The sequence below is a fragment of the Microbacterium sp. EB106-03-03-XG65 genome, assembly GCF_058791955.1.
The window spans coordinates 866,519-888,926 of record NZ_JBYTEB010000001.1; the positions used below are offsets into that span (position 1 = coordinate 866,519).

The window sequence follows — 22,408 nt, forward strand, 5'->3', positions numbered from 1 at the left end:
ATCCCGGATGGCTGACCAAATGCGGTCGCGGATCCCGTCAGGCGGGGGATCATCAGCCGGGTGGCGGCATCGCAGCGAGGCGCGCGACGTCAGCGCTCCTCGTAGGAGCAGATCGCGTCGACCTTGGTTCGCGGCGATCGCGACCCCGACCCCTGTCCCGCAGATGAGGAGCGCGCGGTCTGCCGATCCGTCCGCGACGGCGCGCGCGGCATCGACCGCGACGTGCGGATACGCCGTGTGCTCACCGGCGGCGACGCCCACATCGACGACGGATGCGACGCGCGGATCTCTCTCCAGGCACCTCGTGGCCGGTGTCATGGCGGGAGCGGTCAAAGGCTGAGGATGATCACATGCGTGTCGTCGGCGTGGGCCCGTCCCTGGATACCCTGAGGTATGCGTCGATCTCGAACAGCCGCGCTGGTGCTTGCGACCAGTGCCCTCCTGCTCACCGCGTGCGCGCCACAGGCTGCGCCGACGACCGTCGAGAGCGCCTCGCCGAGCGTGGCCCCTCTGGAAGACCCGCAGGCGCCTGGCGTCGAGCGCACTCTCGAGGAGTTCCGCGAGGAGGTTCCGGAGCTGCCGGAGCTGCCGCTCGAGCAGGTCGAAGGGCTCACAGTCCAGCAGAACGACCGCCAGTGGGTGTTCGGATCCAGTGAGGGGATCGATCCGGCCGCTCCGCTGCATGATGCGGTGGTGGCGGAGTTCGGGGAGTTCCCGGAGTCGGATCTGGCGACGGTCGACGGTGGCACCGTCTATCAGACGACGGTCGATCCCCGCGGCCGCGCGATCGAGCTGACGCTGAACGACGTGGGCGGCGAGGCCTTCCTCCTCTACGTGCTCCTCGCAGAGTAGGCGAGCGGCAGCGCCCGATCCGCGCCCGCTGCGCGGGATCGCGACCTGGCAATATGCCGGTCGTCGTGCGCACACGGGCCCCGGCATCGGGCACGCCGGTAGTCTCGGAACATGTCGGGGAGAGGGAGACAACGATGACGGCCGTGCCGGTCGTGATCGGAGTGCGCTCGCCGAACCCGGTGATCGCCGGTGATGCCGCGCCCGCGATGCAGGGTCTCGTCGACACCCATGGTCGCGTCCACCGCGACCTGCGCATCTCACTGACCGACCGCTGCTCCCTGCGCTGCACCTACTGCATGCCCGAGCAGGGCAACGAATGGCTCGCACGCACGAGCATCCTCTCGACCGACGAGATCGTCGAGGTCGCGCAGGCCGCAGCGTCCCTCGGCATCCGCACCTTCCGCCTCACGGGTGGTGAGCCGCTGCTGCGCGCCGACATCGTCGACGTGGTGCGCCGTGTGTCGGCGATCCAGGGCGACGACGGCCCGGTCGAGGTCGCGATGACGACGAACGGAATCACGCTCGCGAAGCACCTTCCCGACCTGATCGAGGCCGGACTCACGCGGCTGAACATCAGCATCGACACGGTCGACCGTCAGCGCTTCGCCGATCTCACCCGCCGCGATCGCATCGACGACGTGTTCGAGGGGATCGCGGCCGCAGCGGCATCCGAACTCCGCCCGCTCAAGCTCAACACGGTCGCGATGCGCGGCGTGAACGACGACGAGCTGCCCGAACTCGTCGCCTTCGCCATGAGCGTCGGCGCACAGCTGCGCTTCATCGAGCAGATGCCGCTCGACGCCGGCCACACCTGGGATCGCGCCTCGATGGTCACGCGCGAGGAGATCCTCGAGAAGCTGAGCGCGCGGTGGAGCCTCGAGCCCGTGCCCGGACGCGGGGGAGCGCCGGCCGAGAAGTGGCGCATCGACGGCGGCCCGCACGAGGTCGGCGTGATCGCCTCGGTCACGGCCCCGTTCTGTGGAGCGTGCGACCGCCTGCGCCTGACCGCCGACGGACAGCTGCGCAACTGCCTGTTCTCGAACGCCGAGTACGACCTGATCGGGGTGCTGCGTGGCGACGCTTCGGCGGATGCAGGTCGGCGGACCGAGGGCATCGCTGCCATGCTGCGATCGTGCGTGCACGGCAAGCTGCCCGGACACGCGATCAACGACCCGTCGTTCCTGCAGCCTGCCCGCGGCATGAACGCGATCGGCGGCTGAGGCCGCCCCTCAGCCGAGGAACTCGCGCGCAGCCGACGACAGCGCGGTGACGCCGACCTCGATCGTCGGGTGGATCACCGGCGCGAAGAACGGCGAATGATTCGTGGGGATGTCCTTGTCGAGCGTGCCCGCGGCGGCGGATGCCGCGAAGGTCGCCGCGTCCACTCCGCCCCAGAACCAGAACACCAGCGGCGCTCCGGTGTCTCGGGCGAACCACGAGACGTCCTCGCTGCCGGTGAACATGCCCGGGTCCATGACCGAGGTCTCGCCGAGTGCGCGCTGCAGCGCCGACGTGACGCGTGCCGTGGCCTCCGCATCGTTGATCGTCGGCGGCAGGGTGTGGTCGGTGCGGATCTCGGGCTCGCGCTCTGCGCCGGATGCCGCGGCCTCGGCGCGCACGATGCGCTCGACGCTCGCGAGCACCTTGTCGCGCATCTCGTCGTTCGGGTAGCGCAGGCTCAGCTCGAGCTTCGCCTCGGCGGGGATGATGTTGTTCTTGAGCCCGGCGTGGATCGAGCCGACCGTCACGACGGCGACGTCGCGCGGGTCGACCTCGCGCGAGGCGATGGTCTGCAGGCGCATGACGGTCGCCGCAGCCATCACCACGGGATCGATCGTCGAGTGCGGACGAGAGCCGTGTCCACCGCGTCCGTGGAGAGTGACGGTCAGGCCGTCGGATGCCGCCATCTGGGTTCCGGGGCGCACCCCGATGGTTCCCGCGGGGAGGGGGGTCACGTGCTGACCGAGCACGATGTCAGGGCGCGGCACGAGGTCGAGCAGGCCGCCGTCGAGCATCGCGCGCGAGCCGGCGCCGTACTCCTCGGCGGGCTGGATCAGCACCACGAGCGTGCCCGACCACTCGGCGCGCTCGGCGACGAGCTTCTCGACCGCGCCGATCATCGCGGTGACGTGCATGTCGTGGCCGCACGCGTGCATGACGGGCACGGTGTTGCCGGCAGGATCGATGCCGGTGGCGGTGCTCGCATAGGCGAGACCCGTCTCTTCGCCGACCGGCAGGGCGTCCATGTCGGCACGCACCCACACGACCGGGCCGTCGCCGTTCTCGAGGACTCCGACCACCCCGGTGACTCCGATGCCCTCGTGCACCTCGAGGCCGAGATCGCGCAGGTGGCCGGCCGCGATGCCGGCGGTGCGCGTCTCCTGGAACGAGAGCTCCGGGTGCTGGTGCAGGTCGATGTAAAGCGCTTCGAGGTCGATCGTCATGGCCCCGAGCCTAGTCGTGGCGGTACGACTCCAGTGTGGGGCCGGGATGCAGCACGCCGTTCACGATCGACCGGATCGCGAACTCGCTCGCCTCTCCGAGGTCGAACACGTCGCGATGCAGCAGCCACTGCAGCTGCAGCCCGTCCATCACGGCGAGGATCGCGGCGGCGGCTGTCGTGATCGTCTCGGGCTCGGTCACCCCCTCCTGCGCGCACAGCAGGTGGAACGCCTCGGTGACCTCGCGGCGCAGCGTCGTGTAGCGGTCCTCGAAGTACTCGCGACCGGGATGGTTGTCGGTCACGGACTCCGACGACAGCACGGTGTAGGCCTGGACGATTCCGGGTCGGCGCTCGTTCGCGATCGCGGTGCGCACGAGGTGGAGGAAGAGCTCGGGGCCGCCGGGGATGTGCTTCTCGGCCAGGTCGGCGACATCGGCCTGGTCGCGGTAGGCGAGCACCTCGAGCAGCAGCTTCTGCTTCGAGCCGAAGTGGTGCAGCACGCCGGCGTGGGTCATGCCGACCTGCTCGGCGACATCCGCGAGAGTGCCGTTGGTCGACCCCTTGTTCCCGAAGATCTCGACGGCGGCCTTGAGGATCTGCTCCCGCTTCTCGCGGGTGGCAGGGCGAACGGACGTGTGAGCGACAGCATCCTGCGACATGGTCCATCCTCTTCTGCGCGAGATCCTGCATCGGATCGTACTTGCCAACTCTACTTACTGACGGGTAACCTCGCATCAGCTTACTTTCTCGCCAGTAAGTAAACGGCGTCGGGTGTCCATGCAGCCGACGGTCACACAGCACAAAGACCCGTGCCCAAGGAGAAGCAATGAAGCTCAGAAAATCCCTGATCGCCGCCGCGGCGGTCTCCGCGCTCAGCGTGTCGGTCCTCGCCGGTTGTGCAGCCGGAGGATCGGGTGACGCAGACGGCGCAGCAGGTGGCGCAGCCCTGACGATCGCCAAGCCCGACGGCGCGATCACCACCGAGTCGAACAACCCGTTCGTGGGCGACTCGTCGGCGTCGAAGTACGGCTACGGCAAGGTCATCTTCGAGACGCTCGGCCTCGTGAACCAGACGGGCGACCGCGAGGTCACCCCGTGGCTCGCCGAGAGCATCGAGTGGAACGACGACTACACGGCCGTCACCGTCGTGCCCCGCAAGGACGTCACGTGGAGCGATGGTGAGCCCTTCACCGCCGAAGACATCGTCTACACCTACGAGCTCGTCTCGACCCCCGAACTCGACACCGCCGGCCTCAAGTTCGAGGGCGCGACCGTCGAGGGCGATGCCGTGACGCTCACCTTCGGTGAGTCGAAGTACGTGAACCAGGCCCGCGTGCTGCACGTGCCCATCGTGCCGAAGCACATCTGGGAGAACCTCGACGAGCCCGCCACCGATCCTGTCAAGGGCGACGATCTCGTCGGCACCGGCCCCTACGCTCTCTCGAACTGGTCGACCGAGTCGGTCACCCTCGAGGCCCGCGACGACTACTGGGGCGGCGACCTCGCCGTGCCCGAGCTGCACTACGTGTCGTACGGCGACAACACGGCGCTGACCACCGCGCTCGCTCAGGGCGAGGCCGATTGGGCGCAGGCGTTCATCCCGCAGATCCAGGAGCAGTTCCTCGACGCCGACCCCGAGCACAACAAGTTCTTCGTCGCGCCGACCACCGGCTCCGCCACGCTGTTCATGAACCTGCAGGAGAAGCCGTTCGACGACGTCGCCTTCCGCCAGGCGCTCGCCTGGGTGATCGACCGTGACGCCTACGTCGACATCGCGCGTGAAGGCGCCAGCGAGCCGGTCTGGTCGGTGACCGGACTCTCGTCGATCCTCGAAGACGAGATCCAGCCCGAGTTCGAGGGCCAGGAGTACTCGGTCGACGCCGAGAAGGCGCGCGATCTGCTCGAGAGCGCCGGCTACACCTGGAAGGACGACGCGCTGATCGACCCCGACGGCACGCCCGTCTCGTTCACGCTCTCGGTGCCGTCCGGCTGGAGCGACTGGAACACCGCGCAGGAGCTCATCGCCGAGGACGTGACCGAGGCGATCGGCGCCGAGGTCAAGATCGACATGCCCGACTGGGGCGGCTGGGCAGGACCCCGAGACGAAGGAACCTTCTCGGCGATCATCCACTGGCTCGAAGACAGCGGCACGGCATATGGCCTCTACACGTCGACCATGGATCCGCGGTGGATCTCGCCCGAGGGCATCGCCGGGTTCAACTTCGGACGCTTCGACGACCCGGCAGCGACCGAGGCGCTGAACGCCTACGCGAACGCGGCGTCCGACGACGTGCGCACCTCGGCGATCACGACTCTCGAGCAGATCTTCGTCGACCAGGTGCCGGCGATCCCGCTCGGCGCTCACCCGCTGCTCGGCGAGTACAACACCCGCAACTACGTCGGATGGCCGTCGGAGGAAGACCCCTACGCCTCGGGCGACCCGACGCAGCAGAACATCGTGATGATCCTCACGAAGCTGAAGCCGGCCGAGTAAGCGACGACGAGGGCGCGTTTCGTCTCGCTCCGCTCGCTCAACGGCCGGACTCCTCTTCTCCGGTCGTTGAGCGAGGCTCGGAGGACCGAACCCCGGTCGTTGAGCGAGGCCGCGAAGCGCCCGAGACGAAACGCAGAACGCATCCTCACCGCGTCTCGACACTTCGACCCGCTCCGCTCGCTCAACGACCGGGTGGTGACCACACCCGACGAAGGACCCCTCATGTCAGAACCCCTGCTCAGCGTGCGCGACTTCTCGGTCGTGTACGACGTCGATCCGCCCGTCGAGGCGGTGAAGAACGTGACGCTCGAACTGCAGCGCGGCGAGATCCTCGGTCTCGCCGGCGAGAGCGGATGCGGCAAGACCACGCTCGCCTACGGGGTGCAGCGTCTGCTGCGGGCTCCCGCCGTGATCGCGGGCGGCAGCGTGACCTTCCACGATGCGTCCGGTGTCGACGTCGACATCAATGCGCTCGACGTCGAGGCGATGCAGAAGTTCCGCTGGGACAAGGTCTCGATGGTGTTCCAGGGGGCGATGAACGCCCTCAACCCGGTCGCCACGATCGGCTCGCAGCTCGAGGACGTGTTCGAGATCCACCGCCCCGACATGACGCGACGCCAGCGCCGGGCCGAGGCTGAGGAGCTGCTCGAGATCGTCAAGGTCGGCCGCCAGCGCACCCGCTCGTTCCCGCATGAGCTCTCGGGCGGCATGCGGCAGCGCGTCATGATCGCGATGGCCCTGGCGCTCCGCCCGCAGCTCATGGTCATGGACGAGCCGACCACCGCCCTCGACGTGCTGGTGCAGCGCGAGATCCTCAAGCAGATCTCGCAGCTGCGTCACGAGTTCGGCTTCTCGGTGATCTTCATCACGCACGACCTTCCTCTGCTGCTCGAGATCAGCGACCGCATCGCGATCATGCGTGCCGGGGAGATCGTCGAACTGGCGTCGGCCGAGCAGATCTGGACGAACCCGCAGAACGACTACACGAAGACGCTCCTGTCGTCGTTCCCCCGACTCACCGGTGCGAGAGGAGTGCTGACCCGATGACCACTCTCGAGTTCGCGAATGTGACCAAGGTCTACAACGTCAGAGGTGCCGGGCGCCTCAAGGCCCTCGACGACGTGAGCTTCACCCTGTCGTCCGGTCAGACGATCGGCCTCGTCGGCCAGTCGGGCAGCGGCAAGTCGACTATCGCCAAGATCCTCACCCAGCTCGAGACCCCCACCGGCGGCGAGGTGCGTCTCGACGGCAAGCCCATCCCGCGTCGCGGCAAGGGGCTGCGAAAGTACCGCCAGCAGCTGCGCATGGTGTTCCAGGATCCGTTCGCCTCGCTCAACCCGTACCACTCGATCCGTTACCACCTCGAGCGCCCGATCCGTCTCGACGATGTCGTGCCCAAGAAAGAGACCGAGGCCGAGGTGCGGCGACTGCTCGCGCGAGTGCGGCTCGATGCGGATGCCGTGATCGACCGCCGTCCGCATGAGCTGTCCGGCGGCCAGCGCCAGCGCGTCGCCATCGCCCGTGCGCTCGCCTCGCGGCCGTCGCTGCTCGTCGCGGATGAGCCCGTGTCGATGCTCGACGTGTCGATCCGCCTCGGAGTGCTGAACCTGCTCGCCGATCTGCAGCGCGAAGAGGGCCTCGGCGTGCTCTACATCACCCACGATCTCGCCACCGCTCGTCATTTCAGCGACAGGATCATGGTGCTCAACCAGGGGCGCGTCGTCGAGTACGGCGACGCCGACGACGTCATCCTCAACCCGCAGGACCCCTACACGCGCGAGCTGCGAGCGGCGTCTCCCGACCCCGACAAGCATTTCGCGACGGCCGGCTCGCACGGAGGTGCACAGTGACCACCGCATCCCCCCAGCTTCCGCTGGTCGACGACGAGAACCGCGACGCGCTCGAGGTCGGCACCACCGCGACGACTGCGCAGAAGGGGCGAGCCGCGGTGCCGTGGCGATTCTTCGCCGGTCGGGCGGGCTTCTACCTGTTCACCCTGTGGGCGGCCATCACGATCAACTTCTTCCTGCCGCGATTCATGAAGGGCGATGCGGTCAGCTCGTACCTCGCGCGCAACCGCAACATCAGCCCCGAGGCCGCGGATTCGCTGCGCATCCTGCTCGGCATCGACTCCGACAAGTCGATGTGGCAGCAGTACATCGACTACTGGGCGATGCTGTTCCGCGGCGATCTCGGCATCTCGACCCTGCACGGCCTGCGTCCGGTCGGCGAGGTGCTGGCATCCGCACTGCCGTGGACGCTGGGCCTGGTCGGACTCGCCACGATCATCTCGTTCGTGCTCGGCACCGTCGGCGGGGCGATCGTGGGCTGGAAGCGCGGCAGCAGGCTCGACGCGCTCATCCCGATCACGACGTTCTTCAACACGATCCCGTACTTCTGGCTCGGCCTGATCGCCATCGCGATCTTCTCGTCGACGCTCAAGTGGTTCCCCTCGTCGCACGCCTACGACAAGGGGCAGTCGCCGGAGTGGAGCCTCGACTTCATCGGCCAGGTCATCATGCACGGCACGCTGCCGGCGGTCACGATCATCATCGCCTCGCTCGGCGGTTGGATGCTGGGCATGCGCAACATGATGCTCACCGTGCTCGACGAGGACTACATCACCGTCGCGCAGGCCAAGGGCATGCCGAACAGGCGCGTGCTATGGGCCTATGCCGCGCGCAACGCGGTGCTGCCGCAGATCCAGAGCTTCGCGCTCTCGATCGGTTTCATCGTGGGCGGAACGATCGTCATGGAGATGGTCTTCAGCTACCCGGGTGTCGGCAAGCTGCTGCTCGACGCCACCAACGCGAAGGACTTCGCGCTGATGCAGGGCGTGTTCCTCGTGATCACGCTGTCGGTGCTCGTCGCCAACATCCTGGCCGACATCGTCTACGCATACCTCGACCCGCGCACGCGCCAGACGGAGGCCTGACATGAGTGTTCCCACCTCGACCGAGACCACGGCTCCCGACGGCAGCGCGATCCCCACCGGGATGCCGGAGACGGCCACGTTCCGCACGGCCGATGACGCCGCACCCGCCCGCAAGACCTTCTGGTCGCAGCTCGCACAGTCGTTCGCGATGTTCCGCAACCCCAAGTCGATCGCGGGGCTGATCATCCTCGGTGTGTTCGTGCTGATCGCGATCTTCGCGCCGCTGCTCGCGCCCTACGGGCCCACGCAGAAGGACCGCACCGCGCTGCGGCAGCCGCCCTCGCTCGACCACTGGCTCGGCACCACGCACATGGGCGAGGACGTGCTCAGCCAGCTGATCTTCGGCACGCGCGGCGTGGTGGTCGTCGGCTTCCTCTCGGCGATCATCGCGACGATCATCGCGATCACGATCGGCGTGATCGCCGGATACGTGCGCGGGTGGAAGAGCGAGTCGCTCTCGGCTCTCACGAACGTGTTCCTGGTGATCCCCGGCATCCCGCTGATCATCATCGTGGCCTCGCAGTTCGAGAACCCGCCGCTCATCGTGATCGCCGCGGTGCTCGGCCTCACGGGCTGGGCCTGGGGTGCCCGCGTGCTGCGCGCGCAGACCATGTCGCTGCGCAACCGCGACTTCATCCAGGCCGCCCGCGCCAACGGCGAACCGCTGCACCGCATCATCACGGTCGAGATGCTGCCGAACCTCATGGCGCTGATCGCATCGAGCTTCGTCGGCACGGTCACCGCGGCCATCCTCGGCCTCACGACCCTCGCCTTCATCGGTGTGATCCCGGTGAGCAACCTCAACTGGGGAACGATCCTGTTCTGGGCACAGCAGAACGGCGCGTTCCCGCGACTGTGGTGGTGGTACGTGCCCGCAGGTCTCTGCATCGCGATCATCGGCGTCGCCCTGTCGCTCATCAACTTCGGCATCGACGAGTACGTCAACCCGAGGCTGCGGTCGGCAGGAGAGCGCGCCCGCGCGATGAAGAAGAAGGGTCTCAATGTGAACGACCCGGTGACGGCGGTGCGGAGCGTGCCGACGACCGACTCGGGTACCGTGCAGAGCGCGGCGACAGCGACGACGACCCAGACGAAGACCGATACGAAGACACAGAACGCCGAGCGATGACCTCTCAGACCCTGACCGAATCCCTGCCGTACCTCGACCCCGAACTTCCGATCGCAGCCCGCGTCGCCGATCTCCTCGACCGCATGACGGTCGAGGAGAAGATCGGGCAGATGCTGCAGCTCGACGCGCGTGACGACCTCGACGACCACGTGCTGGGCAAGCACGTGGGGTCCATCCTGCACACCTCGCCCGAACGCATCATCCGTGCGAACGAGCTGACCTCGCAGACGCGACTGCGCATCCCGCTGCTCGTCGCGGAGGACTGCATCCACGGGCACTCGTTCTGGCCGGGCGCGACGATCTATCCGACGCAGCTCGGCATGGCCGCCACGTGGGACGCCGAGCTGGTCGAGAAGGTCGCCAGGGCCACCGCCGTCGAGGTCGCGGCGACCGGCATCCACTGGACCTTCTCGCCGGTGCTCTGCATCGCGCGCGACCTGCGCTGGGGCCGGATCGACGAGACGTTCGGCGAAGACCCGTTCCTGATCGGCGAACTCGCCTCGGCCATGGTGCGCGGCTACCAGGGCGACGGCCTCGACGACCCCACCGCGATCCTCGCGACGGCCAAGCACTTCGCCGGGTACTCCGAGACGCAGGGTGGTCGGGACGCCAGCGAGGCCGACATCTCGCGCCGCAAGCTGCGGTCGTGGTTCCTGCCGCCGTTCGAGCGCGTGGCCCGCGAGGGATGCCGCACGTTCATGCTCGGCTACCAGACCACCGACGGCGTGCCGATCACGGTCAACGACTGGCTGCTCAGCGACGTGCTGCGCGGCGAGTGGGGCTATACCGGCACGCTCATCACCGACTGGGACAACGTCGGACGCATGGTCTGGGAGCAGCACGTGCAGCCCGATTACGCGCACGCCTCGGCCGCCGCGGTGAGCGCGGGCAACGACATGATCATGAACACCCCCGGCTTCTTCGAGGGGGCACTCGAGGCCGTGTCGAACGGGCTCCTCGCGGAGGATGCCTTCGACGACGCCGTCGCGCGCATCCTCACGCTGAAGTTCGAGCTCGGGCTGTTCGAGAACCCGCGCCTGCCGCAGGACGAGCTGGATGCCGTGGTCGGCAGCGCGGCACATGCCGAGCTCAATCTCGAGACCGCTCGCCGCTCGATCGTGCTTCTCGAGAACGACGGTGTGCTGCCGCTCGACGCCGCGACGCCGCTGAAGGTCGCCGTCGTGGGGCCGCTCGCCGACGACGCGCAGACGCAGCTCGGCGACTGGGCCGGCGGCTCGGGTCAGGCGGGCTGGCTCGACGGACAGCCGCGCGAGATGATCACGACCGTGCTCGACGGCCTCGCGGGCATCGAGGGATGGTCGGTCACGCATGCCCGCGGCGCCGAGATCCTCACGCTCGAAGACGACCCTCGCGGTGCGAAGTTCCCCGACGGACAGCCTCGGCCTTCCGTCGTCGTGCCGGCGCCGGTCGACGACGCGCTGATCGCTGAGGCCGTGGCGGCTGCTGCGTCATCCGATGTCGTGGTCGCTGTGGTCGGAGACCGCATCGAACTCGTGGGCGAGGGGCGATCGACCGCCACGCTCGAGCTGATCGGCGGCCAGAACGCGCTGCTCGACGCACTGATCGCGACCGGGAAGCCCGTGGTCGTGGTGCTGCTCGCCTCGAAGCCGCTGGTGCTCCCGGCATCCGCCTCGCAGGCCGCCGCCGTGATCTGGGCGGCGAACCCCGGCATGCAGGGTGGCCGCGCGCTCGCCGAGATCATCTCGGGTGCCGTCGAGCCGTCAGGGCGCCTGCCGATCTCGTTCGCGCGTCACGTCGGCCAGCAGCCGACCTACTACAACCAGATCCGCGGACAGCACGGCGACCGGTACGCCGACCTCACCCAGTCTCCGGCGTGGGCGTTCGGGGAGGGGCTGTCGTACTCGACCGTCGCGTACGGCGAGCTGTCGCTCGACTCCGACAGGGTCTCTCTCGACGACACCGTCGCAGCGGAGGTCACGGTCACGAACACGGGCTCTCGGCCTGTGCGCGAGACCGTGCAGGTGTATGTGCGCGACTCGGTGACGAGTGTCAGCTGGGCCGACAAAGAGCTCAAGTCCTACCGCCAGGTCGACATCGCGCCGGGGCAGTCCGTGCGCGTACGACTCGAGGTGCCGGTGGCCGAGTGCTCGATCATCGACGCCGCCGGCATCCGGCGGGTGGAGTCGGGCGCGTTCGAACTTCTCGTGGGTCCGAGCTCGCGCGATGAGGTGCTGCTGAGCGCTCCGTTCACCGTCGCCTGAGTCAGTGACGAGGGCGCTCAGGCGTCCTCGTCACGCAGCCGCTGCGGACCCGCGCCCTGGCTGCTCAGAGCGTCGTCGGGGTTGAGCAGGCCGCACGCCTTCATCGACAGGCACCCGCAGCCGATGCATCCGGTCAGCTCGCGTTCGAGGCGCTCGATGCCCTCGCGGCGCTTCTCGAGCTCTCGCTTCCAACGCCGCGACGCGCGCTGCCAGTCCTCGTGACTGGGGGTCTGCGTGAGAGGGACGTCGGCGAAGGCATCGTGCACATCGGACAGCGGGATGCCGAGGCGCTTCGCCACCGTGATGAGCGAGACCCGTCGCAGCATGTGGCGGGCGTAGCGGCGCTGATTGCCCGAGGTGCGGGTGGATGCGATGAGGCCGAGGCTCTCGTAGAAGTGCAGCGCCGAAGGCGCGACGCCGGTGCGCCGACTCATCTCGCCGATGGTCAGTGGCTCGTCAGGGCCGTGGACAGCGCGGTCTGCGGCAGCATCCGAGATCATGCCGACCTCCCTCGATTTGACCTCAAGTATACTTGAGGTCGTACGGTGGCAACCGTGACCCGAACGGAGACCGCCACCCCATGACCTACGTGATCGCGCTCCCGTGCGTCGATGTCAAGGACCGTGCGTGCATCGACGAGTGCCCGGTTGACTGCATCTATGAGGGCGAACGCTCGCTGTACATCCATCCCGACGAATGCGTCGACTGCGGCGCGTGCGAACCCGTGTGCCCCGTCGAAGCGATCTACTACGAAGACGACCTGCCGCAAGAATGGCAGGACTACTACAAGGCCAACGTCGAGTTCTTCGACGACCTGGGATCGCCGGGAGGTGCCGCGAAGCTCGGCATCATCGAACGCGATCATCCGATCGTCGCAGCCCTTCCGCCCCAGGAGGCACCCGCATGAGCACCCAGCATCCCGCAGCGCCGGTTCCTTCCGAGGTCGGTGAAGGACTCAAGGCCGCCTTCCGCGCGCATCCGGCCGGAGTCGCGATCATCACCGCGATGACCCCTGCGGGGCCGGTCGGCCTCACGGCATCCAGCGTCGCGTCCGTCGCCGTCGACCCCGCGGCGATCGTGTTCTCCGTCACCAGAGCGACCGGCAGCGCCGGGTCGATCCTCAACGCCGAGTCGTTCGTCGTGCACCTGATCGATGACGAGCATTCGGCCCTCGCGCAGAGCTTCGCCGTGAGCGGCGCCGACCGGTTCACCCCCGAGCAGGGGTGGAGCTCGCTCCCCACCGGAGAGCCGTACCTCGCCGAGGCACGCGCCGCGATGCGCGGGCACACGATGTCGACCGTCGCGGTCGGATCGTCGACCGTCGTGGTCGCCGAGATCGACGAGGTGCTGCTGGGGCGCCCGGGCCGACCGCTCGTCTACCTCGACCGCAGATTCCACTCACTCCCCACCGATCAGAACGACTGAAAGGAACAGCATGTCTGCTGCGTACACCCTGCCCGAACTGCCGTACGACTACTCGGCACTCGCCCCGCACATCTCGGGCAAGATCATGGAGCTGCATCACTCGAAGCACCACCAGGCCTACGTGACCGGCGCGAACACCGCGCTCGAGCAGCTGGCTGCGGCCCGCGAGTCTGGCGACTTCGCCGCGGTGAACAAGCTCGAGAAGGACCTCGCGTTCAACCTCGGCGGGCACATCAACCACTCCGTGTTCTGGGAGAACCTGTCGCCCGACGGCGGCGGCAACCCCGAGGGCGAGCTCGAGGCGGCGCTGACCGACGCGTTCGGCTCGATCGACGCGTTCCGTGCGCACTTCACCGCGACCGCGCTCGGCGTGCAGGGCTCGGGCTGGGCCGTTCTCGCCTGGGACAGCGTCGGCGCCCGCCCGGTCATCTTCCAGCTGTTCGACCAGCAGGGCCACGCGCCCCTCGGTGTGACGCCGCTGCTGCAGCTCGACGTCTGGGAGCACGCCTACTACCTCGACTACCTCAACGTGCGCGCCGACTACGTCAAGGCGTTCTGGGAGCTCGTCAACTGGTCCGACGTGCAGCGCCGCTTCGAGGCCGTGCAGCAGAAGACGCAGGGACTCATCGTCGCCCGCTGACCCGGCCTCCCCGTCGGCCCGGGACCGGCCCCAGCCACATCAGCCTTTCGAATCGCGCACCTTGCACGTTTCGCCCTCGCGAAACTGCAAAGTGCGCGATTCGAACGGGGCAGGGCGGGCGCGCCTCAGGCGAGCAGCTCGGCCGCGAGCGTCTCGATCCGACGGCGGATGTCGTCGCGGATCGGACGCACGGCGTCGATGCCCTGCCCGGCCGGGTCGTCGAGCTCCCAGTCTTCGTAGCGCTTGCCGGGGAAGAACGGGCAGGCGTCGCCGCATCCCATCGTGATCACGACGTCGGATGCCTGAACCGCCTCGGTCGTCAGCACCTTGGGCGCCTCGGCGGTGATATCGATGCCCAGCTCGGCCATCACCTCCACCGCGACCGGATTGATCTGGTCGGCGGGCATGGACCCGGCCGAGCGCACCTCGATGCGGTCGCCGGCGACCTCGCGCAGGAAGCCGGCGGCCATCTGCGAGCGCCCTGCGTTGTGCACGCAGACGAAGAGGACGGAGGGCTTGGTGGTCGTGGTCATGGTGTCTCCAGGGTAAGCGAGCGTGCGGGTTCATGCTCACGGAGGACTCCCGGTGCCACCCGATAGGCTGGTTCCATGGCCCTCCTCTCGATCGCCGGTTCGGCGCGCGCTCCCCAGGAGCTGCGTTCGGCGACCCCGATGAGGACGTCGATGCGCGTCGTCATGCACCCGGGGACCAACGGGTGGACCAGCGTCTGGGGCACTCTCTCGCACGGTGAGATCGCGGGCTGCCCGCCGCCACGCGACTAGACCGCGCTCCCGTCGGGGGTGCGGTCTTCCGTGCCGTTCACCCCTTCTCCCGCGTGAGGTCTCTTCGTGTCCATCTCTCCCGTCCGTACCCGGCTGCGCCTCGCTCCTCATGAGCTGTGGCGCGGCATCCGCACCAACGCCCGCAGTGACGTGCTCGGAGGCACGCTGCTCCTCGCCGCCACCGTCGCCGCGCTGATCCTCGCCAACACCCCCGCGGTGTCGTGGTACGAGTCCGTCCGAGACTTCACGTTCGGCATCCCGGAGCTGCATCTCGATCTGAGTATCGGCGCCTGGGCGGCCGACGGGCTGCTGGCGATCTTCTTCTTCGTCGTCGGTCTCGAGCTGAAGGAGGAGTTCGTCACGGGCCGCCTGCGCCATCCCCGCCAGGCGGCATTGCCGATCGCCGCAGCCGTCGGAGGGGTCATCGTGCCCGCCGTCATCTTCGCCGTGATCAACGCGGGCGACGCCGACGCCCTGCGCGGCTGGGCGATTCCGACCGCGACCGACATCGCCTTCGCCGTCGCGGTGATCGCCGTGGTCGGAAAGTTCCTCCCGCCCGCGCTCCGCGTCTTCCTGCTCACGCTCGCGATCATCGACGACCTGATCGCCATCACGATCATCGCCACGTTCTACACCGAGACGATCAGCTTCCCGTGGCTCGCGTTCGCCCTGCTGCCCCTCGCCGGGTTCGCGCTCCTGGTGCAGAAGGGCGTGCGCGCCTGGTGGATCCTGCTGCCGCTCGCGATCGCGGTCTGGGTCTGCATCCACGCCGCGGGCATCCATGCGACCGTCGCCGGTGTGCTGCTGGGCTTCGTGGTTCCCGTCGTGCCGACCGAGCGCGCGCGTGTGCGGCGAGGGACGGATGCCGACGGGGAGGCTGTGTACGACGGCCTCGCCCCGCATTTCGCCGACCGGTGGGGCGTTGTGGCGACCATGTTCGCCGTGCCCGTCTTCGCGTTCTTCGCGGCGGGCGTCACGATCGGCGGCCTCGACGGACTCCGCTCCGCGCTGACCGACCCGATAGCGATCGGCATCATCACAGGGCTCGTCCTGGGCAAGCCCATCGGGATCCTCGCGACCACCTTCCTTCTCAGTCGGGTGCCGTCGCTGCGCCTCGATGAGACGCTGCGCTGGCCCGATCTCACGGGTATGGCGTTCCTTGCGGGAATCGGATTCACGGTCTCGCTGCTCGTCGGCGAGCTCGCCTACGGCTCGAGCTCGGTCGCCGACGAGCACGTCAAGATCGGCGTGCTCCTCGGTTCGCTCCTCGCGGCGGTGATCGGCGGACTCATGCTCGCGAGGCGAAACGCACTCGCCCGCCGATCACGGATCGACTCCTGAGGGCGCCGGTCAGGAGCTCCCGACCGTCGACTTCAGCTTCGCCATCACCTGCGTGATCGTGAACGGCGCGGATTCCTGGCGAGCGGGGAACTCGGCGAGCGTCTGCGCCACCGTCGCCACGTACGCCTGTGCAGGGATCGCTTGTCCACTCCCACACGTTCGCGATCATGTCGTAGAGGCCGTAGCCGTTGGCCTCGTAGGAGCCGACGGGGGCCGTGCCGCCGACGCCCTGGTTGCCGTACGGGAAGCGACCCAGCCAGGAGTTGGCCTGCGCCTCACCGCCGGGGTAGATCTCGTCGCCCCACGCGAACGCGGCGCCGTCGAGACCGCCGCGGGCGGCGTACTCGTGCTCTGCTTCGGTGGGCAGCCGCATCCCCGCCCAGTCGGCGTACGCGACGGCGTCCTCGAAGGCGACGTGCACGACGGGATGCTGCAGCCGATCGTCGATCGACGAATCGGGACCGAAAGGATGCCGCCATGAAGCGCCCGCCTGCCATCGCCACCAGTTGCGCCAGTCGCGCAGGTCCGTGGGGCCCGTGGTCGGCGTGAAGACCATGGACCCGGGAACGAGGTCGTTGGGGTCGGCACCCGAGAAGGCGGCAGGGTCGAGCGGACGCTCGGCCACCGTGACGTAGCCCGTCGCGTCGACGAACTCCGCGTATTGCGCGTTGGTCACCGCGTAGCGGTCGATCTCGAACGACGCGACCTGCCGCTCGTGCACCGGGCGCTCGTCGGGGTAGAAGTCCTCGGATCCCATCCGAAAGGTCCCGCCGGGGATCCGGACCATGTCGCGAATGTTCGTCACCCGCGTCAGCGTAGCGTCAGGGGCCGCGCGGGGCTCGGCGAGCTCGCCCGCGCGGGGCTACCCGGCCAGGCGCGCGGTCGTGCCGCGCACATTCAGCTCGTAGGGGAGCTCCGCGGGAATGCCCGCGGCGTCGCCGTCGGCGAGCTTGGCCAGCACGGCATCCGCTGCCCGCTCGCCCTGACCGAGTGGGAACTGGTCCACGGTCGTGAGACGGAAGAACTCGCCGAGCTCGTGGCCGTCGATGCCGACGATCGAGAGGTCTCCGGGCACGGCGAATCCGAGGTCGCGTGCCGCGAGGATCGCCCCGATCGCCATCTCGTCGGATGCGGCGAACACGGCGGTGGGCCGCGGGCCGGGGCGGCCGAGCAGCTGTTTCGCTGCACGGTATCCACCCTCGACCGTGAAGTCGGCAGGTTCGAGGAATGCCGGGTTCAGCGGGATGCCGGCCTTCGCCAGGGCCTTCTCGAAGCCCAGTCGACGGTTGGTCGGGATGTGGAAGTCGATGTCGAACTCGGGATTCGCCCCGATGTGCGCGATGTCGTGGTGGCCGAGACCGATCAGGTGCTCGGTCGCGAGCTGGGCGACGGTGACGTCGTCGACCGTGAGGGTGTCGAGCTTCGGATTCGGTCCTCCGATCGCGATCACCGGCAGGCCGAGGTCGAGCAGATACTGCGTCTCGTCCTCGTCGAGCTCGATCGACACCGCGATCACGGCATCCACTCGCTGCCGCCGCAGGAAGGTGTCGAACACGTGGCGGCGCACGTCTTTGTCGGCGGTGATGTTGTAGAGCGTGATGTCGTAGCCCTCGCGCATCAGCGCGGCGGACACCCCCGACAGCACCGTGCTGAAGAACCACCGGTCGAGGAAGGGCACGACCACGCCGATGTTGCGGGTGCGGCCGGATGCGAGGCTCGATGCCCTAGAGGACACCACGTAGCCGAGCGCCGACGCCGCCTCCTGCACGCGCGCACGGGCCGATTCCGACACATGGCCTCGTCCGCTCAGCGCGCGCGAAACGGTGGCGGTCGAGACGCCGGCGAGCCGGGCGACCTCATCGATGCTCGCCATGGGGGTCCTCTCGAAGGGGGTGGCGTGGAGTGCGAGACCCCGCTTCCGCGGCGACACCCACCGCCGGAGCGGGGGTCTCGTGCAGAAAGCGGGGTCTCGTCAGACTATGTCGCGAGTCAGGCGGTCGTGTACCAGACGGCCGTGTCGACCGGCAGCTCGGTGCCCTCGAACGGCTGGCTGCTAACGATGATCGTCGCGTCGGCCGGCAGGGCGAGCGGCTTCGTGCCGAGGTTCGCGACCACGTGCACCGCACCGCGACGAAACGCGACCGCGTGCTTGCCTGCGTCCTCCCACACCAGCGATCCGCTGCCGAAGCCGTGCTCACGACGACCGGCGAGCAGCTGCTTGTACAGCGACAGGGTCGAGGTCTCGTCCTTCTCCTCGACCTCGCGCGAGTACGCGGCCCAGTCGGCGGGCTGCGGCAGCCACGACGCCCCGGTCTCGTTGAAGCCGAATGCCGGAGCATTCGCCTCCCACGGCAGCGGCACACGGCATCCGTCGCGGCCGTAGCGCTCGCCGTTGGTGCGGAACCACGTCGGGTCCTGACGGAACGCGTCGGGGATCTCCATCGCCTCGGGCAGCCCCAGCTCCTCGCCCTGGTACAGGTACGCGGAACCCGGGAGCGCGAGCATTACGGTGGTCGCGGCGCGGGCGCGGGCAAGGCCGATCGCGGTGTCGGGCTTGTCGGGGGTGTTCGGGCCGATGCCCTCGCCCTGCGGGTTCTCGGCGGTCAGCGCGAGGCGCGAGGCGTGGCGCACGACGTCATGGTTCGACAGCACCCAGGTGCTCGGCGCTCCGACCTCGCCGAATGCGTCGAGAGATTCGCGGATGACGTCGCCCAGAGCCTTGGCATCCCACTCGGTCATGAGGTACGGGAAGTTGAAGGTCTGGTGCATCTCGTCGGGGCGCACCCACAGCGCGGTCTGCTTCAGCGTCGGCATCCATGCCTCGCCGCACAGTGCGCGATCGCCGTCGTACTCGGCGAGCACCTTGTGCCAGTCGCGGTAGATGTCGTGAACGCCGTCCTGACCCCAGTACGGCACGTTCGCCTCGCCGCCGCCCATCGAGTCGGCGTCGGCCGGCGGGGTGTAGTCGGGCAGACCGTCGGCCTTGATCATGCCGTGCGCCACGTCGACGCGGAAGCCGTCGACGCCGCGGTCGAGCCAGAAGCGCAGGATCGAGCGGAACTCCTCGCGCACCTCTTCGTTGTTCCAGTCGAAGTCGGGCTGCGTGGGGTCGAAGATGTGCAGGTACCACTGGCCCGGCGTGCCGTCGGCCTCGGTGATGCGCTCCCACATGCCGCCGCCGAAGACGGACTCCCAGTTGTTCGGGGGCAGCTCGCCGTTCTTTCCCTTGCCGTCGCGGAAGATGTAGCGCGCGCGCTCGGGGCTGCCGGGAGCCGCCTTGAGCGCCTCCTGGAACCAGGCGTGCTGCGCCGAGGAGTGGTTGGGAACCAGGTCGACGACGACGCGGATGCCGCGGGCGTGCGCGGCATTCAGCATCATGTCGAAGTCGTCGAGGGTGCCGAACAGCGGATCGACGTCGCGGTAGTCGGCCACGTCGTAGCCGGCGTCGCGCTGCGGGCTCGTCATGAAGGGGCTCAGCCAGATCGCGTCGACGCCGAGCTCCTTCAGGGAGTCGAGCCGGCTCGTGATGCCGGGCAGGTCGCCGATGCCGTCGCCCGAGGCGTCGGCGAACGAACGGGGGTAGATCTGATAGATGACCGCACTGCGCCACCACTCGGAACCGGGGGCTGCGATCTGCTCAAGCTGTGCCATGGCAACAGATTAGTGCAAACGCTTACATGATTGCCAGAGCGAGCATCGAATCGATTCGGCGTTGTGATATTCCGCGCCGACCTGTGGCGGCTTGCAGCCCGGGAGTATGCTTCCCGCATCCGACCACAGGAGGCTGTCATGGTTCCCGAGATCAACTACTGGGCCGTTCTGCTCGCGACCGCTTCGAGCATGATCGTCGGCTCGATCTGGTACGCGCCGAAGGTGTTCGGCTCCCGCTGGTCGAAGCTCGCGAACGTCGACATGGACCGCCCGGGCTCGAGCGCGACGATGGCGATCATCACCACCGTGATCGTGAGCTTCGCGACGGCATGGGTGCTGGCCGGAGCATCCGCCATCGCCTGGCACTTCTACGACGGATCGTTCTTCTGGGCCGCTGTCGTCACCGGCGTGCTGCTCTGGGCGGGATTCACCGCCGCCCGGTTCATCACGCACGACGCCTTCGAAGGGCGCCCGACGGCCCTGACCACCCTGAACATCGCGCACGAGATCGTCACGATCGTGGTCATGGCGGTGATCATCGGGGTCTGGCCGCCGGCTCTCGGCTAGGTCGTCGCGGAATCTTTCGTGAGGTCCTGCGCGAACATGACGAGGATGCCGCTCGGGCCGCGCAGGTAGGTGAGGCGGTAGACGTCCCGGTAGTTCGCGACTCCCCGCAGCGGGTGGTATCCGTGACGGGCCGCAATGGCGAGCGACGCGTCGATGTCGTCGACGGAGAACGCCACGCGGTGCATCCCGATCTCGTTCGGCAGCGTCGGCTCCGTCTCGATCGCGTCGGGATGGATGTATTCGAACAGTTCGAGCTGACCGTGGCCGTCGGGTGTCTGCAGCACGGCGATCTTCGCGTGGTTGCCGTCGAGGCCGACAGCGGTGTCGGCCCACTCGCCGCTGACCTCGTCGCGACCGAGCACGGTGAGGCCGAGATCGGTGAAGAAGGCGATGGTCGCCTCGAGGTCGCGCACGGCGATGCCGACGTTCTCCAGTGTGATGGGCATGGCTCGCATGCTACTCGCGGGGTGCGACACGCCCGGAGTCGCAAAAGACTAGACGTTCGCCACTTCCGCCGAGACTTCCTGGTATGCCAGCATTTTGCTCGTGACCTCCAGGTCGCCTGCGGTCACCGACCGCAGTTGTGACCGAGGGGGTCTTGATGTCGGGTTCGTCGCGCCGCTCCGCGCCGTGGATGATCGCCGCCGCGCTCATGGCCGCTGCGCTGGTAGCGGGGGCTGCGACCGCGGCATCCGGTGATGCGCCCGCCGACGACCCGACCTCCGCGCCGGATCCGACTCTGTCGGTCGCCCTCGCCTACGAGTTCCTCGATGCCCGCACCGATGAATTCTGCGACGGCGCCGGCCACTGCCTCCCCCGCAGCTACCAGGGCGGCTTCTTCACCGACCTGCCGACGTGGGACTTCACACCCTCGTTCGTCTACGACGACGCGCTCGTGGTGATCGCCTACACGGCGCGGGGCCTTCCCGACGACATCCGTCGGGCGCAGGCCATCGGCGACACCCTTCTCTTCGTGCAGGCGAACGACCCGATCGGCGACGGGCGCGTGCGCACCTCGTATGAGCCCCACGGCATCCGTCAGGGGCGCGTCGAGATCACCGGCCCGGGCACTTTCACCGGCAACCAGGCGTGGACCGGGATGGCACTCGCGCGGCTCTTCCACGTCACCGGGGAGCAGAAATACCTCGACGGCGCCGTGCAGATCGCCGAGTGGATTCAGGCGAACACCGCCGACATGGTGCGCGCGCCCTTCGGCTATACCGGCGGACAGCTCGAGAACGGCTCGTCGCTGGAATGGAAGTCGACCGAGCACAACACCGACATCGCCGGGTTCTTCGCACAGCTCTCCGAGCTCACCGGTGACTCGGTCTGGGCGGATCGCGCGGCCGTCGCATCGGCCTTCGTGGCGGCGATGCAGAGTGCCGACGGGCATGTCGACACGGGCACGCTCCTCGACGGCTCGACCGTGAACACGTACCCGGTTCCTCTCGACGCGCAGACCTGGACGCTGCTCGGCACGGGGGATCCGAGGTACGGCGCATCCGTCGACTGGGCGCTCGCGAACCTGATGGCGACCGACGGGCAGTACACGGGACCGTCGATCAGCCACGTCGATACGTCGAAGGTGTGGTTCGAGGGCAGCGGTCACCTGGCGCTGGCCCTGAAGCTGCGCGGCGCTGACGGCGACGCCGATCGCGCCGAGGCGCTGCTCGACAGCATCCGCCTCGGTCAGCGCGATGCCGCGAACGGCGACGGCAAGGGCATCGTCGCGACCTCGACCGACGGCCTCGACTCGGGCTTCGGCGACCTGTACTACGCGAGCCTGCACACCGGAGCGACGGCCTGGTATCTGCTCGCGGCCGCGGGCGACAATCCGTTCACGCTGCCGGCCGACTGAGACGCGCCTCCCCGTCCTAGGTCTGGCTGTCCCTGGTCATGGCCCCCT

Annotated in this window: 23 protein-coding genes and 1 pseudogene; 15 read left to right on the top strand and 9 right to left on the bottom strand. The window is 68.4% G+C overall.

Annotated features, from left to right (window positions below):
- Positions 1–123 precede the first annotated feature (123 nt).
- A pseudogene (locus AC3WS6_RS04155) lies at positions 124–297 on the bottom strand (RpiB/LacA/LacB family sugar-phosphate isomerase); the annotation flags it as partial.
- A 123-nt stretch (positions 298–420) separates the two neighbouring features.
- On the opposite strand from AC3WS6_RS04155, the gene AC3WS6_RS04160 reads away from it, so the two are divergent.
- Complete coding sequence (locus tag AC3WS6_RS04160) at positions 421–852, top strand: hypothetical protein (protein ID WP_492499807.1); 432 nt, start codon at positions 421–423, stop codon at positions 850–852.
- 134 nt (positions 853–986) lie between these two features.
- Positions 987–2,072 (top strand): GTP 3',8-cyclase MoaA, encoded by a 1,086-nt coding sequence (gene moaA, locus AC3WS6_RS04165; protein ID WP_492499808.1) that lies wholly within the window; start codon positions 987–989, stop codon positions 2,070–2,072.
- 9 nt (positions 2,073–2,081) lie between these two features.
- Here moaA and AC3WS6_RS04170 read toward each other — a convergent pair whose 3' ends face one another.
- Together AC3WS6_RS04170 and AC3WS6_RS04175 are read right to left on the bottom strand one after the other, a co-directional pair.
- Positions 2,082–3,296, bottom strand: a complete 1,215-nt coding sequence (locus AC3WS6_RS04170; protein ID WP_492499809.1) for an amidohydrolase — start codon at positions 3,294–3,296, stop codon at positions 2,082–2,084.
- A gap of 10 nt (positions 3,297–3,306) precedes the next feature.
- Positions 3,307–3,954, bottom strand: a complete 648-nt coding sequence (locus AC3WS6_RS04175; protein WP_492499810.1) for a TetR/AcrR family transcriptional regulator — start codon at positions 3,952–3,954, stop codon at positions 3,307–3,309.
- A gap of 167 nt (positions 3,955–4,121) precedes the next feature.
- Here AC3WS6_RS04175 and AC3WS6_RS04180 point away from each other — a divergent pair, with 167 nt between their 5' ends.
- The 6 genes from AC3WS6_RS04180 (at position 4,122) to AC3WS6_RS04205 (ending at position 12,096) form a co-directional block, all read left to right on the top strand.
- On the top strand, positions 4,122–5,789 hold the full coding sequence (locus tag AC3WS6_RS04180) for an ABC transporter substrate-binding protein (RefSeq protein ID WP_492499811.1): 1,668 nt from the start codon (positions 4,122–4,124) through the stop codon (positions 5,787–5,789).
- 222 nt (positions 5,790–6,011) lie between these two features.
- The gene (locus AC3WS6_RS04185) at positions 6,012–6,836 is read left to right on the top strand and encodes an ABC transporter ATP-binding protein (RefSeq protein WP_492499812.1); all 825 of its coding nucleotides are present in this window, start codon (positions 6,012–6,014) and stop codon (positions 6,834–6,836) included.
- Positions 6,833–7,639 (top strand): ABC transporter ATP-binding protein, encoded by an 807-nt coding sequence (locus tag AC3WS6_RS04190; RefSeq protein ID WP_492499813.1) that lies wholly within the window; start codon positions 6,833–6,835, stop codon positions 7,637–7,639. The genes AC3WS6_RS04185 and AC3WS6_RS04190 overlap by 4 nt, the downstream gene beginning before the upstream one ends.
- Positions 7,636–8,724: an ABC transporter permease gene (locus AC3WS6_RS04195; RefSeq protein WP_492499814.1), complete on the top strand. Its 1,089-nt coding sequence runs from the start codon at positions 7,636–7,638 to the stop codon at positions 8,722–8,724. Before AC3WS6_RS04190 ends, AC3WS6_RS04195 begins: the two co-directional genes overlap by 4 nt.
- A 1-nt stretch (position 8,725) precedes the next feature.
- Positions 8,726–9,853: an ABC transporter permease gene (locus AC3WS6_RS04200; protein ID WP_492499815.1), complete on the top strand. Its 1,128-nt coding sequence runs from the start codon at positions 8,726–8,728 to the stop codon at positions 9,851–9,853.
- The gene (locus tag AC3WS6_RS04205) at positions 9,850–12,096 is read left to right on the top strand and encodes an exo-beta-d-1,3/1,6-glucosidase (RefSeq protein ID WP_492499816.1); all 2,247 of its coding nucleotides are present in this window, start codon (positions 9,850–9,852) and stop codon (positions 12,094–12,096) included. The genes AC3WS6_RS04200 and AC3WS6_RS04205 overlap by 4 nt, the downstream gene beginning before the upstream one ends.
- A gap of 17 nt (positions 12,097–12,113) precedes the next feature.
- On the opposite strand, the gene soxR is transcribed toward AC3WS6_RS04205, so the two are convergent.
- Positions 12,114–12,596, bottom strand: a complete 483-nt coding sequence (gene soxR, locus AC3WS6_RS04210) for a redox-sensitive transcriptional activator SoxR (RefSeq protein ID WP_492499817.1) — start codon at positions 12,594–12,596, stop codon at positions 12,114–12,116.
- A gap of 80 nt (positions 12,597–12,676) precedes the next feature.
- Here soxR and fdxA point away from each other — a divergent pair, with 80 nt between their 5' ends.
- Genes fdxA through AC3WS6_RS04225 form a run of 3 tightly spaced genes read left to right on the top strand, consistent with a single transcriptional unit; the run spans position 12,677 to position 14,161 of the window.
- The gene (gene fdxA / locus AC3WS6_RS04215; protein ID WP_492499818.1) at positions 12,677–13,003 is read left to right on the top strand and encodes a ferredoxin; all 327 of its coding nucleotides are present in this window, start codon (positions 12,677–12,679) and stop codon (positions 13,001–13,003) included.
- The gene (locus AC3WS6_RS04220) at positions 13,000–13,521 is read left to right on the top strand and encodes a flavin reductase family protein (RefSeq protein WP_492499819.1); all 522 of its coding nucleotides are present in this window, start codon (positions 13,000–13,002) and stop codon (positions 13,519–13,521) included. The genes fdxA and AC3WS6_RS04220 overlap by 4 nt, the downstream gene beginning before the upstream one ends.
- Before the next feature lie 10 nt (positions 13,522–13,531).
- Positions 13,532–14,161: a superoxide dismutase gene (locus tag AC3WS6_RS04225; protein WP_492499820.1), complete on the top strand. Its 630-nt coding sequence runs from the start codon at positions 13,532–13,534 to the stop codon at positions 14,159–14,161.
- Between the two features lie 125 nt (positions 14,162–14,286).
- Here the strand turns inward: AC3WS6_RS04225 and AC3WS6_RS04230 are convergent, their stop codons facing one another.
- Positions 14,287–14,694 carry an arsenate reductase ArsC gene (locus AC3WS6_RS04230; RefSeq protein WP_492499821.1) on the bottom strand — a complete coding sequence of 136 codons (408 nt, stop codon included), beginning with the start codon at positions 14,692–14,694 and terminating at the stop codon, positions 14,287–14,289.
- Positions 14,695–14,769: 75 nt separating this feature from the next.
- On the opposite strand from AC3WS6_RS04230, the gene AC3WS6_RS04235 reads away from it, so the two are divergent.
- The gene (locus AC3WS6_RS04235; RefSeq protein ID WP_492499822.1) at positions 14,770–14,943 is read left to right on the top strand and encodes a hypothetical protein; all 174 of its coding nucleotides are present in this window, start codon (positions 14,770–14,772) and stop codon (positions 14,941–14,943) included.
- 66 nt (positions 14,944–15,009) lie between these two features.
- Positions 15,010–16,284 carry a Na+/H+ antiporter NhaA gene (gene nhaA / locus AC3WS6_RS04240; RefSeq protein WP_492499823.1) on the top strand — a complete coding sequence of 425 codons (1,275 nt, stop codon included), beginning with the start codon at positions 15,010–15,012 and terminating at the stop codon, positions 16,282–16,284.
- On the opposite strand, the gene AC3WS6_RS04245 is transcribed toward nhaA, so the two are convergent.
- The 3 genes from AC3WS6_RS04245 to AC3WS6_RS04255 all read right to left on the bottom strand — a co-directional run bounded on the left by AC3WS6_RS04245 (position 16,232) and on the right by AC3WS6_RS04255 (position 19,935).
- Positions 16,232–17,071 (bottom strand): formylglycine-generating enzyme family protein, encoded by an 840-nt coding sequence (locus tag AC3WS6_RS04245; protein ID WP_492501443.1) that lies wholly within the window; start codon positions 17,069–17,071, stop codon positions 16,232–16,234. The two genes, nhaA and AC3WS6_RS04245, sit on opposite strands and share 53 nt — an antisense overlap.
- Positions 17,072–17,146: 75 nt before the next feature.
- The gene (locus AC3WS6_RS04250) at positions 17,147–18,157 is read right to left on the bottom strand and encodes a LacI family DNA-binding transcriptional regulator (RefSeq protein ID WP_492499824.1); all 1,011 of its coding nucleotides are present in this window, start codon (positions 18,155–18,157) and stop codon (positions 17,147–17,149) included.
- Between the two features lie 116 nt (positions 18,158–18,273).
- Entirely contained in the window at positions 18,274–19,935 is a 1,662-nt protein-coding gene (locus AC3WS6_RS04255) for a glycoside hydrolase family 13 protein (protein ID WP_492499825.1), read from the bottom strand.
- Between the two features lie 138 nt (positions 19,936–20,073).
- On the opposite strand from AC3WS6_RS04255, the gene AC3WS6_RS04260 reads away from it, so the two are divergent.
- Entirely contained in the window at positions 20,074–20,502 is a 429-nt protein-coding gene (locus AC3WS6_RS04260; RefSeq protein ID WP_492499826.1) for a DUF1761 domain-containing protein, read from the top strand.
- On the opposite strand, the gene AC3WS6_RS04265 is transcribed toward AC3WS6_RS04260, so the two are convergent.
- Entirely contained in the window at positions 20,499–20,948 is a 450-nt protein-coding gene (locus AC3WS6_RS04265) for a VOC family protein (protein WP_492499827.1), read from the bottom strand. The genes AC3WS6_RS04260 and AC3WS6_RS04265 overlap by 4 nt on opposite strands.
- 155 nt (positions 20,949–21,103) lie before the next feature.
- Between AC3WS6_RS04265 and AC3WS6_RS04270 the strand changes: the two genes are divergently transcribed.
- Positions 21,104–22,360, top strand: coding sequence for a hypothetical protein (locus AC3WS6_RS04270; RefSeq protein ID WP_492499828.1), 1,257 nt, complete (start codon positions 21,104–21,106; stop codon positions 22,358–22,360).
- Positions 22,361–22,408: the final 48 nt, after the last annotated feature.

Excerpts from the sequence above, each read along its gene's own strand:
- moaA (WP_492499808.1), top strand. The coding sequence starts at position 987 with ATGACGGCCGTGCCGGTCGTGATCGGAGTGCGCTCGCCGAACCCGGTG.
- AC3WS6_RS04170 (WP_492499809.1), bottom strand. The coding sequence starts at position 3,296 with ATGACGATCGACCTCGAAGCGCTTTACATCGACCTGCACCAGCACCCG.
- AC3WS6_RS04175 (WP_492499810.1), bottom strand. The coding sequence starts at position 3,954 with ATGTCGCAGGATGCTGTCGCTCACACGTCCGTTCGCCCTGCCACCCGC.
- AC3WS6_RS04180 (WP_492499811.1), top strand. The coding sequence starts at position 4,122 with ATGAAGCTCAGAAAATCCCTGATCGCCGCCGCGGCGGTCTCCGCGCTC.
- AC3WS6_RS04185 (WP_492499812.1), top strand. The coding sequence starts at position 6,012 with ATGTCAGAACCCCTGCTCAGCGTGCGCGACTTCTCGGTCGTGTACGAC.
- AC3WS6_RS04190 (WP_492499813.1), top strand. The coding sequence starts at position 6,833 with ATGACCACTCTCGAGTTCGCGAATGTGACCAAGGTCTACAACGTCAGA.
- AC3WS6_RS04200 (WP_492499815.1), top strand. The coding sequence starts at position 8,726 with ATGAGTGTTCCCACCTCGACCGAGACCACGGCTCCCGACGGCAGCGCG.
- AC3WS6_RS04205 (WP_492499816.1), top strand. The coding sequence starts at position 9,850 with ATGACCTCTCAGACCCTGACCGAATCCCTGCCGTACCTCGACCCCGAA.
- soxR (WP_492499817.1), bottom strand. The coding sequence starts at position 12,596 with ATGATCTCGGATGCTGCCGCAGACCGCGCTGTCCACGGCCCTGACGAG.
- fdxA (WP_492499818.1), top strand. The coding sequence starts at position 12,677 with ATGACCTACGTGATCGCGCTCCCGTGCGTCGATGTCAAGGACCGTGCG.
- AC3WS6_RS04220 (WP_492499819.1), top strand. The coding sequence starts at position 13,000 with ATGAGCACCCAGCATCCCGCAGCGCCGGTTCCTTCCGAGGTCGGTGAA.
- AC3WS6_RS04225 (WP_492499820.1), top strand. The coding sequence starts at position 13,532 with ATGTCTGCTGCGTACACCCTGCCCGAACTGCCGTACGACTACTCGGCA.
- AC3WS6_RS04230 (WP_492499821.1), bottom strand. The coding sequence starts at position 14,694 with ATGACCACGACCACCAAGCCCTCCGTCCTCTTCGTCTGCGTGCACAAC.
- AC3WS6_RS04235 (WP_492499822.1), top strand. The coding sequence starts at position 14,770 with ATGGCCCTCCTCTCGATCGCCGGTTCGGCGCGCGCTCCCCAGGAGCTG.
- AC3WS6_RS04245 (WP_492501443.1), bottom strand. The coding sequence starts at position 17,071 with ATGGTCCGGATCCCCGGCGGGACCTTTCGGATGGGATCCGAGGACTTC.
- AC3WS6_RS04250 (WP_492499824.1), bottom strand. The coding sequence starts at position 18,157 with ATGGCGAGCATCGATGAGGTCGCCCGGCTCGCCGGCGTCTCGACCGCC.
- AC3WS6_RS04255 (WP_492499825.1), bottom strand. The coding sequence starts at position 19,935 with ATGGCACAGCTTGAGCAGATCGCAGCCCCCGGTTCCGAGTGGTGGCGC.
- AC3WS6_RS04260 (WP_492499826.1), top strand. The coding sequence starts at position 20,074 with ATGGTTCCCGAGATCAACTACTGGGCCGTTCTGCTCGCGACCGCTTCG.
- AC3WS6_RS04265 (WP_492499827.1), bottom strand. The coding sequence starts at position 20,948 with ATGCCCATCACACTGGAGAACGTCGGCATCGCCGTGCGCGACCTCGAG.
- AC3WS6_RS04270 (WP_492499828.1), top strand. The coding sequence starts at position 21,104 with ATGTCGGGTTCGTCGCGCCGCTCCGCGCCGTGGATGATCGCCGCCGCG.